This window comes from Promicromonospora sp. NPDC057138 (assembly GCF_042670845.1).
GTDB lineage: Bacteria > Actinomycetota > Actinomycetes > Actinomycetales > Cellulomonadaceae > Promicromonospora.
The window spans coordinates 33,389-47,181 of the sequence record NZ_JBHUUX010000002.1; the positions used below are offsets into that span (position 1 = coordinate 33,389).

Below are 13,793 nucleotides of genomic sequence, written 5' to 3' on the forward strand. Positions count from 1 at the left end.
GAGGTTTTGCCGTGCCCACAGATGCCCCGCGATCCAGACCGATGACCCTGACCGGCTCCCGTGTACGCCGGTCGCTCGCAGTGATGTGGCGCGGCATGCGCGCCCACCCCGGCATGTACGCCCTGGCTGTGGGCGCGTCGGGCCTCTTCGGCGCCCTGACCGTCGGCGTGAGCCGCGCGGTCGGCTGGGTCACCGACTCCATAGTCGTCCCGGCCATCGCCGGCGACGAGGCGGCTCGCGACCGCGTCTGGCTCGGCGGCCTCGTGCTCGCCGCGGTCGCGCTGACGCTCGCCCTGTCCGTGGCCGCCCGCCGCATCTGGGCGGGCTTCGGCGTCACCGGCATCCAGGCCGACCACCGCACCGCCCTGACCCGCCAGTACCTGCGGCTGCCGGCGTCCTGGCACCGCTCGCACCCGGCCGGCCAGCTCCTGAACCACACCACCTCGGACACCGAGGCCGCCACCGGCGTCTTCAACCCCCTGCCGTTCGCGCTCGGCGTCGTCGTCATGATCGGCGTCGCTGTCGCCATGCTCGTGACCATCGACCCCTGGCTGGCGCTCGCGGCGCTCGCGATCATCCCGGTCACGGTGGCAGTGAACGCCGTCTACCAGCGCCACATGTCGCCGGCCGTGACCAGGGCGCAGCGCCTGCGCGGCGACGTCGCCGATGTCGCGCACGAGAGCTTCGAGGCCGCGCTGCTCGTCAAGTCCCTCGGTACCGAGGACCGTGAGGAGGACCGGTTCGGCGCCCGCACGCAGGAGCTGCGTGCCGCGAACGTGCGCGTGGGCATCGTCCGCTCGCTGTTCGACCCGGTGATCCAGACCCTGCCGGCGGTCGGCACCCTGCTGGTGCTCGGCATCGGCACCTGGCGCGTCTCCGCCGGCGCCGTCGACCCGGGCGACATCGTCACCGCCGCCTACCTGCTCACGATGATGACCGTGCCCGTGCAGGCGTTCGGCTGGGTGCTCGGCGAGCTGCCGCGCGCCCTGGTCGGGTACGAGCGCATCGCGCAGGTCGTCGACTCGACCGGCGCCCTCGCCTACGGCGACGCGCGGCTGCCGCGAGTGCCCGGCCAGGCGGGCCTCGCCGTCCGGCTGGAGGACGTCGGCGTCGACGTGCCCGCGATCAGCGGGGCGCGCGGCCGCTCGATCACCCTGCTCGACGGCGTGGACGTCGACGTCGAGCCCGGCGCGACCGTCGCCGTCGTCGGCACCACCGGGTCCGGCAAGACCACCCTGGTCAGCCTCCTCGCCCGCCTGTCCGACCCCACGCGCGGGCGCGTCCTGCTCGACGGCGTCGACCTGCGGACGCTGGCCGACGGCGAGATCCCGGCCCAGGTCGCGTTCGTCACGCAGACCACGTTCATCTTCGAGGACACGGTGCGCGGCAACGTGACGCTCGCGGACGCGGGCGAGCCGGGGGCGCCGTCGGACGACGAGGTGTGGGAGGCCCTGCGCCTCGCCCGGCTGGAGGACACGGTGCGCGAGCTCGCCGGCGGGCTCGACGCGCCGCTCGGCGAGCGCGGCGCCAACCTGTCCGGCGGGCAGCGGCAGCGCCTCGCGATCGCACGCGCCCTGGTCCGCGCCCCGCGCCTGCTCGTGCTCGACGACGCCACCAGCGCCGTCGACCCGCGCGTGGAGCAGGAGATCCTGCGCGGGCTCGCGGACCGGGCCGACGAGCGCGCCGCCGACCAGGCCGCGCCAGGTTCCGGTCCAGCGTCCGGTCCGACGGCCGGTCCGGGGTCGAGCTCGGCAGCCGAGGCCCGGCCGGGCACGACCGTGCTCATGGTCGCCTACCGGATGTCGTCGGTGGCGCTCGCCGACCGCGTCATCCACGTCGAGGGCGGCCGCGTGGTCGACACCGGCACCCACGACGAGCTCATGGCGCGCGACCCCGGCTACCGCGCGCTCGCCACGGCCTACGAGGTCGAGACCGAGCGCCGCGAGAAGGAACGGGCCGACGAGGCCGCCGCCCTGGACGACACACTGGAAGAGGTGGCCCGATGACCACGGCGACGGACGAGCCCGACGTGACCGACGTGCCGGAGGACCTCCTCGACGCCGACGGCGCGCGCATCGAGTCGACGAGCAGCCTCGGCGTCCTCGCGACGCTGCGCCGGGGGATCGAGATCAGCCCCGAGATCACGCGGGGCCTGTGGATCACGCTCGGCCTGGCGCTGCTGGCGGCCGGGGGCCGCGTGGTGGTGCCGCTCGCGGTGCAGCAGACCATCGACGTCGGCATCCTGGCCGACGCCGGGCCCGACGTCGGCCGGGTCGCGCTCCTGGCGTCGCTGGCGGCCGGCGCGCTCGTGCTGGCCGGGCTGTGCGCGGCGATGGTCAACGTGCGGCTGTTCCGCTCGGCCGAGGCCGGGCTGGCGACGCTGCGCGTCAAGGCGTTCCGCCACGTGCACGACCTGTCGACCCTCACGCAGAACACGGAGCGCCGCGGCGCGCTGGTCTCCCGCGTGACCAACGACGTCGACACGGTGTCGTTGTTCGTGCAGTGGGGCGGCATCATGCTGCTGGTCAGCGCGTTGCAGATCGTGGTCGCGACCGGGCTGATGCTCGTCTACTCGCCGATCCTGACGGCGGTCGTGTGGGTCGCCTTCGTGCCGATGTTCCTCGTGATCCGGTACGGGCAGAGATACGTGAACCGGGCCTACACCCTCGTGCGCGAGCGCGTCGGGGCGATGCTGGGCGCCATCTCGGAGTCCGTCGTGGGCGCCGAGACCGTGCGCGCCTATGGCGTGTCCGAGCGCACGGGGCGGCGCATCGGCGACGCCGTCGAGGACACGCGCAGCGCGCAGGCCCGGTCGCAGGTCCTGGTCGCGGGGACGTTCTCGTCGGGTGTCCTGATCTCCAACCTGGTGCTCTCGATCGTGGTGGTCGTCGGCACGCTGCTCGGCGTGGGCGGCGGCCTGACGGCGGGCCAGCTCGTCGCCTTCCTGTTCCTGGTCCAGCTCTTCACCGGGCCGGTGCAGATGGCCACCGAGATCCTCAACGAGCTGCAGAACGCGGTGGCCGGGTGGCGGCGCGTGATTGCCGTCATCGAGACGCCGGTGCAGGTCGCCGAGAAGCCCGGCGCGGTCACGCAGGAGCGCGGGCCGGCCCACGTTACGCTGCGCGACGTCCGGTTCGCCTACCCGGGCGGGCCCGAGGTGCTGCACGGCGTGACGCTGGACCTGCCGCCGCGCACCAAGGTCGCGGTCGTGGGGCAGACGGGCTCCGGCAAGACGACCATCGCCAAGCTCGTCACGCGCCTCATGGACCCGACGGCGGGCGCCGTGGAACTGGACGGCGTCGACCTGCGCGACCTGACGTTCGCGTCCCTGCGGGAACGGGTGGTGCTCGTGCCGCAGGAGGGCTTCCTCTTCGACGGCACGGTCCTGGAGAACGCCGCCTACGGCCTCCGGGTCTCGACGAGCTCGACCGCCGAACCGCTGGTCGAGCCTGCCGAGATCTTGCCCGAGACCCGTACAGCCGTGGAGGGGGCGTTCGCCGAGCTCGGGCTGGCCGACTGGGTGGCCGACCTGCCGGACGGGCTCGATACCGCCGTGGGGCAGCGGGGCGAGGCGCTGTCGGCGGGGGAGCGGCAGCTCGTCGCCATCGCGCGCGCCTACCTCGCGCAGCCGGACCTGCTCGTGCTCGACGAGGCGACGTCGGCCGTGGACCCGGCGACCGAGGTGCGCATCGCGCGGGCCCTGGACTCCCTGACGGCCGGCCGGTCCACGATCACGATCGCGCACCGGCTCTCCACGGCGGAGGCGTCCGACCTGGTGGTCGTGGTGGACCAGGGCCACGTGGCCGAGGTCGGGACGCACGACGAGCTCGCCGCGGCCGGCGGCGTCTACTCCCGCATGTACGCGAGCTGGGTCGCGCAGACCCGGTAGGCCCGGTCCATCTGCCCACCCACCCACTGGCGCCGAACCGCAACCTACGTGTCGATCGGGCCTGAGCCGGACGTCCATCCTTCGGCTCGGCGCCGGGGCCGACCCGCAAGGTTCGGTCCAGCCTGATGAGTGGACGCGCAACTTCCGGCTCGGCGCCTGTTGAACTGGACGGGAGGACGGGCGAGTTGCGGTTCGGCGGCTTGGCGTTCGGCAGTTCGGTGTTGGGCACGGGGCATGTCGGACGGCGTGAGCACGATCGCCGGCCCAGTTGTGCGCGACGCCCGAGTACGAACCGCTGGTCTCGTAGGACAGCACCGGTTGACGGCGGGAGAGCCCTTCGAGCGCGACCACATCCGTCGTTGGACGGGACTTGTGCACAGACCGCCGTGTGCGCGACCAACGAGCCCCGCTGCCAGCGTTGTCTGGGGGCATGGGACGAAAGATCGAGCTACCGGTCGAGCTCGCGATCATCGCCAAGGCTCAGGAGGGCCTGGTCACGACGCAACAGTGCCATGACCTCGGCGTGTCGCTCACCCGCGTCGATCGGCAGCTCCGATCGGGTGCCTGGAAACGAGTGGCCCGAGGGTTGTACGACACCGACCCGACACCGATCGGGTCGCGGCATCCGGATCGCCGACGGCGGCGGGCCGCGTTCGCAGCGAAGCTGGCGCTCGGCCCGGAGTCGGTGGTAGTTGGCGCCTGCGCGCTCGCGCTCCATGGCGTGTGGGGTCTGCCTGTCGCGCTCGAGCCGCAGGCCACGCTTCCGGGCGGACGCCGGGCGTACTCGCGCGACGGGATTCACGCCCGGATGTTCGACGACCGGATGATCGTGACCGAGGTGGACGGAATCGCGGTGGCGACCGTGGCCTGGGCCCTGGTGCAGGCCGTGCCTGAGCTGGACCGGATCCATGCTGTCGGAACGATGGACAACGCCCTGAACAGAGGATTCATCACCTTCGATGAGCTGGAGGAGGTCCACGCCAGGAGTCGCGGCCGGCGGGGGATCGCCACGCGCCACGGCTATTTCTGCGAGGTCGACGCGAGATCGGAGTCGCCGCCGGAGACCCGGGCCAGGCTCGATTGCATCGACCACGGCGTGCCGCCGGATCACCTGCAGGTGCCGGTGCGTGACCTGTCCGGCGTCGAACGCAGGGGCGACCTGGGGTGGGACCTCAAGGACGGGCGAATCGTGATCGCGGAGATCGACAGCGACGAGTATCACGATGGGTCTCGTCTGGATGCGGATCTGGAGCGCCACAACGACCTCGCGGCGGTCTCGGCGATCGTGCTGCACTTTCGAAAGTCGGCCGTCTACACGCCCGGTGCGATCTCGGGGAAGGTTCGCGCGACGCTGGAGCTGCACAACGGCGGACTCTCCTGAGGATCGAGCGGCTCAGCGGCACTGCGGGTAACGTCCAGCCGCGCCGAACCACACGCTGCACGCCGATGCCGGCGTCGAAACGAAGGTTGTGCGTCTGACGTTCGGCGTCGAACCGAAGGTTGTTGTCGGCCTCGGTCGCCCAGCCGAAGGTTGTGCGTCAACGCCGGGCCTGATCGACGCGCGGGTTGCGGTTCGGCGCCAGGTGGGTGGTCAACCTTCGGTTCGGCGTCCGCCAGGCGGGTGGTCAACCTTCGGTTCGGCGTCCGCCAGCTGGGTGGTCAACCTTCGGTTCGGCGGCGAGGTGTGACGGGCCGACGGCGGAGATCACAGCGCCGTCGGCCCGCGGCATGGCAGGATTCACTGGTGCCCGAAGTTCTCGACCCCACGATCTCAGCCCGGCTCAAGCGGGACGACGCCGGCCTGGTGGCCGCCGTCGTACAGCAGCACGACACGGGCGAGGTGCTCATGGTCGGCTGGATGGACGACGAGGCCCTGCGCCGCACCCTCACGGAGGGGCGCGTGACCTTCTGGTCCCGCAGCCGCAAGGAGTACTGGCGCAAGGGCGACACGTCCGGGCACGCCCAGTACGTCAAGGCGGCGAGCATCGACTGCGACGGCGACGCACTGCTGGTCCAGGTGGACCAGGTGGGCGCCGCGTGCCACACCGGCACCCGCACGTGTTTCGACGCCGGGGGCGACCTGGGCGCGGTGGTCGGCGAACGCGACCCGCAGGACGCCGGAGAACGCAACGCCGGAGAACGCAACCAGCGATACGAGGAGGACCGGTGACCCAGCTCGACACCCAGCTCGATCCCCACGAGGGCCGCGCGGCGACAGCACCCGCCGACCTGCCCTGGGGTCGCACCTGGCCGAGCCTGGGTGAGTTCCGGGAGATGGCGGCGAACCGCCGGGTGATCCCCGTGGTCCGCCCCCTGCTCGCCGACGACGCGACGCCCGTCGGCCTCTACCGGACGCTGGCCCGGAGCCGGCCCGGCAGCTTCATCCTGGAGTCGGCGGAGTCCGACGGTGTCTGGGCGCGCTGGTCGTTCGTCGGCGTCGCGTCCCGCGCCACGCTGACCAGCGACAAGGGTCAGGCCGTCTGGACCGGCGACGTGCCGGTCGGCATCCCGACCGAGGGCGACGTCGTCGACGTGCTGGAGGCGGCCCTCACCGCGCTCCGCACCCCCGGCGTGGCGAACCTGCCGCCGCTCACCGGCGGCCTGGCGGGCGTGCTGGGCTGGGACATCGTGCGCCACTGGGAACCCACGCTCCCGGCGACGGCCCCGGACGAGGTGGGCGCGCCCGAGCTCGCCCTGTGCCTCGCCACGGACCTCGTCGCGGTGGACCATCGCGAGGGCACGGTGTGGCTGGTCGCCAACGCCATCAACGCCGACGCCACCGACGAGCGCGTCGACGACGCCTACGCGGACGCCGTCGCGCGCCTCGACGCCATGGAGGCCCAGCTCGCCGCCGGCGGGCCGCGTGTCACCTCGGTGGTCGCGGACGGCCCGGAGCCGCAGCTCGAGTTCCGGTCCACGCGGGACGAGTTCGAGAGCGCCGTGCTCGCGGGCAAGGAGGCCATCCGCGACGGCGAGGTGTTCCAGGTGGTGCTGTCGCAGCGCCTCGACCTGGACTGCCCGGCCGACCCGCTCGACGTCTACCGCGCGCTGCGCACGATCAACCCGAGCCCGTACATGTACTACTTCCACCTGGCCAAGCCCGACGGCGCCGAGTTCGCTGTCGTCGGCTCCAGCCCCGAGACCCTGGTGAAGGTGGACGACGGGCACGTCACCACCTACCCGATCGCCGGGTCCCGGCCGCGCGGCGCGCACCCGGAGGAGGACGCGGAGCTGGGCGAGGAGCTGCTGGCCGACCCCAAGGAGCGGGCCGAGCACATCATGCTCGTCGACCTGTCCCGCAACGACATGGTGAAGGTCTGCGAGCCCACCAGCGTCGAGGTCGTCGAGTTCATGAAGGTGCGCCGGTTCAGCCACATCATGCACATGTGCTCGACGGTGGTCGGCCGCCTGCGCGCGGGCCACAGCGCCCTGGACGCGCTGCGGGCGACCTTCCCGGCCGGAACCCTCTCGGGCGCCCCCAAGCCCCGGGCGATCGCCCTGATCGACGAGCTGGAGCCCGCCTCCCGCGGCATCTACGGCGGAGTGTGCGGCTACTTCGACTTCGGCGGCAACATGGACATGGCCATCGCCATCCGCACCGCGTACATCGCGGACGGCCGGGCCAGCGTGCAGGCCGGCGGCGGCATCGTCGCCGACTCGGTGCCCGCCCTGGAGTACGCGGAGTCGCGCAACAAGGCCGCCGCGGCGGTGCGGGCCATCCAGCTCGCGTCTCGCCTGGCGCCTCTGCGCACCGAGCCTTCGCGCACCGAGCCTCTGCGCACCGAGCCTCTGCGCACCGACGGGGGCGCCAAGTGACCCGCACCCGCACGGTCCTCGCGCTGCTCGTCCTGGGCGCGCTGACGTTCGGCACCGGCTCGCCCACCTGGGTGACCACCACGGTGGCCACCGCGCTCGAGCCCGAGGTGGCAGTCGCCGCCTCTGGCACCTCGGCCGCGCCGGGCGTCGGGGCTGGGGCGCTCGTGCTCCTGGCCGCCGGCATCGCCTGCGCGCTCACGGGGCGGGTGGCCCGGTACGTGGCGCTCGCGGTCGCCGCCGCGGCGGGGGTGCTGGTGGTGGCGAGCACGCTCGTCGTCGTCGGCGACCCGACGCCCGCTGCCACCGCCGCCGCCTCCGCATCGAGCGGCGTCACCGACCTGACCTCGCCGGTCGTGCTCACCGCGTGGCCGTGGGCCGCCGTCGCCACGGGCGTGCTCGCCGTGGTCGTCGCGGTCTGGGGCGCGGTGGCGGCCCGCGGCTGGGCGGCGACGTCCGGCCGCCACGAGCGCGCGGACGCCGCGGCGGGCGCGGGCGCGACGTCAGCCACCGCCGCGACGTCGGCCACCGAGAGGCCCGCCGCGCCCGACGACGGAACCGCCGCCGGGCCGGGCGACTCGGCCGGACCCGACGACGAGATCGACCCCCACGACGCCTGGGACGCCCTGTCCCGCGGCGACGACCCCACGGGCCGCTGACCTGACCCGAAGCGGTTAGGCTGAGCGCGTACCGCACGACACGAAAGGCACCGAACTGCGATGACCGAGAACAAGCCCGAGATCGCCTACCTGCCGCCGGGCGTCCCGCCGCACAACCACGGCCACACGGTCGCCGCGTGGGTCACGATGGCCGGCATCACGCTGGGCGCGCTGATCTCCTCGTGGGGCGTCATCGTGGCGCAGTCGTCGTCGGCCTGGCTGGTGATCTTCGTGCTCGGCTTCGTGGTGGTCGGCGCCTCGCTGATCGTCGGCCTGGTCCTGCGCAACCTGGGCCTGGGCCAGAAGAAGGTCGGGCGCTAGGTCCGCGATGACCGAGCTCGCGATGGCCGCGCCGCCCGCCGCACACCCCAAGAATAGCCTGGGTGTCTGGTCGCTCGTGCTCGGCATCGCGTCGGTCGTGCTGGCGCTGGGCGCCGTCACCGGCGTCCCCGCCATCATCATCGGCAACCAGGGCCGTCGCGCCGTCCGCGCCGGCGAGGCGAACAACGAGGGCATGGCGGTGACCGGCGTCGTGCTGGGCTGGCTCTCGCTGGCGATCCTGGTCGCGGTGATCGTGCTGGTGATCGTCCGGTTCGTGGCGGGTAGGCCCGATTCCTGACGGCGCGGCCCGGTCCGCCGCGGCTCGCGCCGTGACCAGGCCGGCACTCCGGGCGCCGCTGCTGGCGGGCGCGGCGGTCGGCGCCGCCACGCTGCTGGTCGCCGTCCGGGACCCGCACACCCGCGGCTCCTACGGGTTCTGCCCGCTGCTGGAGCTGACCGGCCTGGCCTGCCCGCTGTGCGGCGGCCTGCGTGCCACGCACGACCTGGCGCACCTCGACCTCGCGGGCGCCTGGTCGGCGAACGCGCTGTGGACCGTGACCGCCCCCGTGGTGGTGGTCCTGTGGCTGATGTGGCTCCTGGCCGCCGCGCGCGGCAAGCCCGTCAAGGGCCTGTCCGGCACTGCGGGCTGGGTCACGCTCGGCGTGGCCCTGGCGTTTTTCGTGGCCCGCAACCTCCCAGGGCTGCAGCCCTATCTGACGCCGTGGCTCTGACCCCGGCGCCGGCCCGGACCTGGCCGGGTGAAGGTCCCGGATCCGGCCAGGTGATCCCCAGCCAGTCCTCGGGCGGCTCCCGGCACGGGATCTGACGATGTGTCGTCTCACGGTCCGGGAGTGGTCAGGACCACACCGCCGATCCGCCTACCATGGCCATGGGACGAACGTCCCGACAAGCGTGTGAGGCAGTCCAGCGCATGAGGTCGTAGGTCGAGGGCAGAGCAAGGGCACGGGGAGGCTCATTACATGTCGGTCCTGGAGGACATCGTCGCGGGGGTTCGTGAGGACCTCGCGGAGCGTGAGGCACGTGTGCCTCTCGACGCGCTCAAGGAGCGCGCCACCGCGGTGCCCGGGGCCCTCGAGTGCCTCGGCCGCCTGAAGCAGGCGGACGCCGTGTCGGTGATCGCCGAGGTGAAGCGCTCGAGCCCGAGCAAGGGGTCGCTGGCGCAGATCGACGACCCGGCGGCGCTCGCCGTCGAGTACGAGTCCGGCGGCGCGTCCGCGATCTCCGTGCTCACCGAGCAGCGCCGGTTCAACGGCTCGCTGGCCGACCTGGACGCGGTGCGCGGCCGGGTCGACGTCCCGGTGCTGCGCAAGGACTTCGTCGTGACGCCGTACCAGGTGTGGGAGGCCCGCGCGCACGGGGCCGACCTGGTGCTGATCATCGTGGCCGCCCTGGAGCAAACGGTGCTCGAGTCGCTCGTCGAGCGGGTGCACTCCCTGGGCATGACCGCCCTGGTCGAGGCGCACAACCTCGAGGAGGTCCGCCGGGCGGTCGGCGCCGGCGCCCGGGTGGTCGGCGTCAACCACCGCAACCTCAAGACGCTCGAGCTGGACCGCGGCCTGTTCCGCAGCCTGGCCGAGTACATCCCGGACGACGTGGTCAAGATCGCGGAGTCCGGCATCCGGGGCCCGCACGACGTGATGGAGATGGCCCGTGCCGGCGCCGACGGCGTCCTGGTGGGCGAGGCGCTCGTGACCGACCGCGCCCCGCGCGCCTCGGTGGCGGACCTCGTCGCGGCGGGCTCGCACCCGTCGCTGCGCTCCGTCCGTCCAGCTTGAAGGGATCCGAGGTGACCGACGTGAAGCTGTCCGACGTCTCCGGCCCGTACTTCGGCCAGTACGGCGGGCGGTTCGTGCCCGAGGCGCTCATCGCCGCGCTGGACGAGCTCGACACCGAGTTCCGCAAGGCGGCCGACGACCCCGGGTTCGCGGCCGAGCTGCAGCGCCTGCACCGGGAGTACACGGGCCGGCCGAGCCCGCTGACCGAGGTGCCGCGGTTCGCCGCGCACGCGGGCGGCGAGTCGGGTGCGGTCCGGGTGTTCCTCAAGCGCGAGGACCTCAACCACACCGGCTCGCACAAGATCAACAACGTGCTCGGGCAGGCTCTGCTGGTCAAGCGCATGGGCAAGAAGCGCCTCATCGCGGAGACGGGGGCGGGCCAGCACGGCGTCGCCACCGCCACCGCCGCCGCCCTGATGGACCTCGAGTGCGTGGTCTACATGGGCGAGGAGGACACCCGGCGGCAGGCGCTGAACGTGGCGCGGATGCGCCTGCTCGGCGCCGAGGTGGTGCCGGTCAAGATCGGCTCGCGCACCCTCAAGGACGCGATCAACGAGGCCTTGCGCGACTGGGTGGCCAACGTCGAGACGACGCACTACCTGCTGGGCACCGTCACGGGCCCGCACCCGTTCCCCGAGATGGTGCGCCAGTTCCACCGCATCATCGGCGAGGAGGCGCGCGAGCAGATCCTGGACCGCGTCGGCCGCCTGCCCGACGTCATCGCGGCGTGCGTGGGCGGCGGGTCCAACGCGCTCGGCATCTTCAACGCGTTCCTCGACGACAAGGACGTCGAGCTGCGCGGCTTCGAGGCCGGCGGCGAGGGCATCGAGTCGGGCCGCCACGCGGCCCGGTTCAGCGGCGGCGCGCTGGGCGTGCTGCACGGCGCCCGCTCGTACCTGCTGCAGGACGACGACGGCCAGACCCTGCCCAGCCACTCCGTGTCGGCGGGCCTGGACTACCCGAGCGTCGGCCCGGCGCACGCCTGGCTGCACGACCTGGGCCGCGCCACCTACGAGCCGGTGACCGACGACGAGGCCATGGAGGCGTTCCGCCTGCTGTGCCGCACCGAGGGCATCATCCCGGCCATCGAGTCCGCGCACGCCCTCGCGGGTGCCATGCGCGTCGGCAAGGCCGCGGCGGCCGAGGGGCGCACGGGGCCCGGCGGCGAGCCGCTCCTGATCCTCGTGAACCTCTCGGGCCGCGGCGACAAGGACGTGGCGACGGCGGCCCGCTGGTTCGGGCTGCTCGACGGCGCCGACCACGGCGTCGCCGCTGAAGAGCTGGAACGGCAGGAGGGCCGGGGATGAGCACTGTGACGGAGCCGGCCACCGGGCCGCACACGGCGTCGGCCACGGCCGGCCTGATCGCCCGCCTGCGCGAGCAGGAGAACCGGCCTGCGCTGGTCGGCTACCTGCCTGTCGGCTACCCGACGGTGGACCGGTCGATCGAGGCGCTCAAGACCCTCGTCGACCACGGCGTCGACATCATCGAGCTCGGCATCCCGTACACCGACCCCGTCCTCGACGGCCCGGTGATCCAGGCGGCCGCGCAGGGCGCGCTCGACGCGGGCGTCCGTGTGCGCGACGTGTTCCGCGTGGTGCGGGAGCTGACCGACTATGCGCCGCACGTCCCCGTGCTGGTCATGACCTACTGGAACCCGGTGCTCAAGTACGGTCCGGACGCGTTCGCACGCGACCTGGCCGCCGCGGGCGGCGCCGGGCTGATCACCCCCGACCTCATCCCGGACGAGGGCGCCGACTGGATCGCGGCGAGCGAGGCCCACGGGCTGGACCGCGTGTTCCTCGTGGCCCCGAGCTCGACGGCGGAGCGGCTGCGGCTCACGGTGCACGCGTCCCGCGGGTTCGTCTACGCGACCTCGCTCATGGGCGTGACGGGGGAGCGCACGCAGGTCGGCTCGCGCGCCGAGCGGGTCGTCGCCGACACGCGCGCCGCCGGCGCGACCAACGTCTGCGTGGGTCTCGGCATCTCCAGCGGGGCCCAGGCCGCCGATATCGGGCGCTTCGCCGACGGCGTCATCGTCGGCTCCGCGCTGGTGCACCCGCTGCTCTCGGACGGCCCGCTGCCGGACGACGAGTGGGCGGTCCGTCTCACGAATCTGGCCGAGGTGACGGAGGACCTCGCCGCCGGGGTACGGTCGGCCCGCGCTTCCGCGCCCGCCGACCTTCCCGTCGGTGCGACCGACGTACCCGGAGAGGCCCCGTGACCCTGCTGACCGCACTGCCGGCATCCCTGCCTGCCGTGCTGCCCGCAGTGCTGCCCGGAACCCTCGTCGCCGAGATACCCAGCCCCGCCGAGCACACCTGGTACCTCGGGATCTTCCCGCTGCGCGCCTACGCGCTGGCGATCCTCGCCGGCATCGTCGTCGCCGTCTGGATGACCACCCGGCGGTGGCGGGAGCGCGGGGGCAACCCCGACGACGTCCTGGAGATCGTGTTCTGGGCTGTGCCGTTCGGCATAGTCGGCGGCCGGATCTACCACGTGCTCTCCTCGCCCGACCGGTACTTCGGCGAGAACTTCTCGGGCGGGGGCGACCCGATCCAGGCGCTCTACGTCTGGGAGGGCGGCCTCGGCATCTGGGGCGCGGTGGCGCTCGGCGCCGTCGGGGCGTGGATCGGCTGCCGCAGGCTGGGCGTCCGGCTCTCGTCCTTCGCCGACGCCGTGGCGCCCGGCCTGCTCGTGGCGCAAGCCATCGGCCGGCTCGGCAACTGGTTCAACCAGGAGCTGTACGGGCGCCCCACGGAGCTGCCCTGGGGCCTGCACATCGACGCCGGGTACCTGGTGACCAACCCGGCCACCGGCGTGGCGTACCCGGAGGGCACGCTGTTTCACCCGACGTTCCTGTACGAGCTTGTGTGGAATCTCGCAATGGCCGGAGTTCTGCTGTTTCTCGACCGTCGGTTCAAGTTGGGTCATGCGCGGGTATTCTGGGCGTACGTCCTGCTCTACACTCTCGGACGGGTCTGGATCGAGATGCTCCGCATCGACGATGCTGAGGTGGTGCTGGGGCTGCGCCTCAACGTCTGGACCTCGATCCTGCTGGGCCTCGCGGCCCTGGTGGTCTCGGTAGTGCTGGCTCGCAGGTTCCCCACCAGGGAAGAGTCGGTGCGGCTGCGGCCGCAGGACGACGATCCGTCGGCCGGACCCGAGGCCGAGCCAGAGCGTGAACCAGAGCCTGACCCAGGAAGTGAAATGACGGGCACGGCAGCCGCCGGGCCCGAGGAAGAGAAGCCAGCAGCAGTGGAGGAGTCCGACGCGGACGCCTCCGCGCGCACCTGAGGGGCACGGCCGCCGGGA

The 13,793-nt window shown here is 73.0% G+C and carries 13 protein-coding genes; all 13 read left to right on the plus strand.

What is annotated here, in order from left to right:
* The first annotated feature begins 41 nt into the window (after nucleotides 1-41).
* The 13 genes from ACFT2C_RS01835 to lgt all read left to right on the plus strand — a co-directional run bounded on the left by ACFT2C_RS01835 (nucleotide 42) and on the right by lgt (nucleotide 13,775).
* Nucleotides 42-2,006 carry an ABC transporter ATP-binding protein gene (locus tag ACFT2C_RS01835; protein ID WP_377205514.1) on the plus strand — a complete coding sequence of 655 codons (1,965 nt, stop codon included), beginning with the start codon at nucleotides 42-44 and terminating at the stop codon, nucleotides 2,004-2,006.
* On the plus strand, nucleotides 2,003-3,889 hold the full coding sequence (locus tag ACFT2C_RS01840) for an ABC transporter ATP-binding protein (RefSeq protein WP_377205298.1): 1,887 nt from the start codon (nucleotides 2,003-2,005) through the stop codon (nucleotides 3,887-3,889). Before ACFT2C_RS01835 ends, ACFT2C_RS01840 begins: the two co-directional genes overlap by 4 nt.
* A gap of 388 nt (nucleotides 3,890-4,277) precedes the next feature.
* Nucleotides 4,278-5,270 carry a type IV toxin-antitoxin system AbiEi family antitoxin domain-containing protein gene (locus tag ACFT2C_RS01845; RefSeq protein WP_377205299.1) on the plus strand — a complete coding sequence of 331 codons (993 nt, stop codon included), beginning with the start codon at nucleotides 4,278-4,280 and terminating at the stop codon, nucleotides 5,268-5,270.
* 363 nt (nucleotides 5,271-5,633) lie between these two features.
* Entirely contained in the window at nucleotides 5,634-6,059 is a 426-nt protein-coding gene (gene hisI / locus ACFT2C_RS01850) for a phosphoribosyl-AMP cyclohydrolase (protein WP_377205300.1), read from the plus strand.
* Nucleotides 6,056-7,705 carry an anthranilate synthase component I gene (locus tag ACFT2C_RS01855; RefSeq protein WP_377205301.1) on the plus strand — a complete coding sequence of 550 codons (1,650 nt, stop codon included), beginning with the start codon at nucleotides 6,056-6,058 and terminating at the stop codon, nucleotides 7,703-7,705. Before hisI ends, ACFT2C_RS01855 begins: the two co-directional genes overlap by 4 nt.
* The gene (locus ACFT2C_RS01860; protein WP_377205302.1) at nucleotides 7,702-8,361 is read left to right on the plus strand and encodes a Trp biosynthesis-associated membrane protein; all 660 of its coding nucleotides are present in this window, start codon (nucleotides 7,702-7,704) and stop codon (nucleotides 8,359-8,361) included. The genes ACFT2C_RS01855 and ACFT2C_RS01860 overlap by 4 nt, the downstream gene beginning before the upstream one ends.
* Before the next feature lie 60 nt (nucleotides 8,362-8,421).
* Nucleotides 8,422-8,682 carry an HGxxPAAW family protein gene (locus ACFT2C_RS01865; RefSeq protein ID WP_377205303.1) on the plus strand — a complete coding sequence of 87 codons (261 nt, stop codon included), beginning with the start codon at nucleotides 8,422-8,424 and terminating at the stop codon, nucleotides 8,680-8,682.
* A gap of 7 nt (nucleotides 8,683-8,689) precedes the next feature.
* Nucleotides 8,690-8,980, plus strand: a complete 291-nt coding sequence (locus ACFT2C_RS01870) for a DUF4190 domain-containing protein (RefSeq protein WP_377205304.1) — start codon at nucleotides 8,690-8,692, stop codon at nucleotides 8,978-8,980.
* A 31-nt stretch (nucleotides 8,981-9,011) separates the two neighbouring features.
* Complete coding sequence (locus ACFT2C_RS01875) at nucleotides 9,012-9,413, plus strand: DUF2752 domain-containing protein (protein ID WP_377205305.1); 402 nt, start codon at nucleotides 9,012-9,014, stop codon at nucleotides 9,411-9,413.
* A gap of 249 nt (nucleotides 9,414-9,662) precedes the next feature.
* Complete coding sequence (gene trpC / locus ACFT2C_RS01880) at nucleotides 9,663-10,478, plus strand: indole-3-glycerol phosphate synthase TrpC (protein WP_377205306.1); 816 nt, start codon at nucleotides 9,663-9,665, stop codon at nucleotides 10,476-10,478.
* Nucleotides 10,479-10,489: 11 nt separating this feature from the next.
* The gene (trpB, locus tag ACFT2C_RS01885; RefSeq protein ID WP_377205307.1) at nucleotides 10,490-11,785 is read left to right on the plus strand and encodes a tryptophan synthase subunit beta; all 1,296 of its coding nucleotides are present in this window, start codon (nucleotides 10,490-10,492) and stop codon (nucleotides 11,783-11,785) included.
* Nucleotides 11,782-12,702 carry a tryptophan synthase subunit alpha gene (trpA, locus tag ACFT2C_RS01890; protein ID WP_377205308.1) on the plus strand — a complete coding sequence of 307 codons (921 nt, stop codon included), beginning with the start codon at nucleotides 11,782-11,784 and terminating at the stop codon, nucleotides 12,700-12,702. The genes trpB and trpA overlap by 4 nt, the downstream gene beginning before the upstream one ends.
* A 5-nt stretch (nucleotides 12,703-12,707) precedes the next feature.
* Nucleotides 12,708-13,775 carry a prolipoprotein diacylglyceryl transferase gene (gene lgt / locus ACFT2C_RS01895; RefSeq protein ID WP_377205515.1) on the plus strand — a complete coding sequence of 356 codons (1,068 nt, stop codon included), beginning with the start codon at nucleotides 12,708-12,710 and terminating at the stop codon, nucleotides 13,773-13,775.
* The last annotated feature ends 18 nt before the right edge of the window (nucleotides 13,776-13,793 follow it).

What these genes read in the sequence shown, in the direction of transcription:
- ACFT2C_RS01870 (WP_377205304.1), top strand. Translation starts at nt 8,690, where the DNA reads ATGACCGAGCTCGCGATGGCCGCGCCGCCCGCCGCACACCCCAAGAAT.
- trpA (WP_377205308.1), top strand. Translation starts at nt 11,782, where the DNA reads ATGAGCACTGTGACGGAGCCGGCCACCGGGCCGCACACGGCGTCGGCC.
- ACFT2C_RS01865 (WP_377205303.1), top strand. Translation starts at nt 8,422, where the DNA reads ATGACCGAGAACAAGCCCGAGATCGCCTACCTGCCGCCGGGCGTCCCG.
- ACFT2C_RS01840 (WP_377205298.1), top strand. Translation starts at nt 2,003, where the DNA reads ATGACCACGGCGACGGACGAGCCCGACGTGACCGACGTGCCGGAGGAC.
- trpC (WP_377205306.1), top strand. Translation starts at nt 9,663, where the DNA reads ATGTCGGTCCTGGAGGACATCGTCGCGGGGGTTCGTGAGGACCTCGCG.
- ACFT2C_RS01835 (WP_377205514.1), top strand. Translation starts at nt 42, where the DNA reads ATGACCCTGACCGGCTCCCGTGTACGCCGGTCGCTCGCAGTGATGTGG.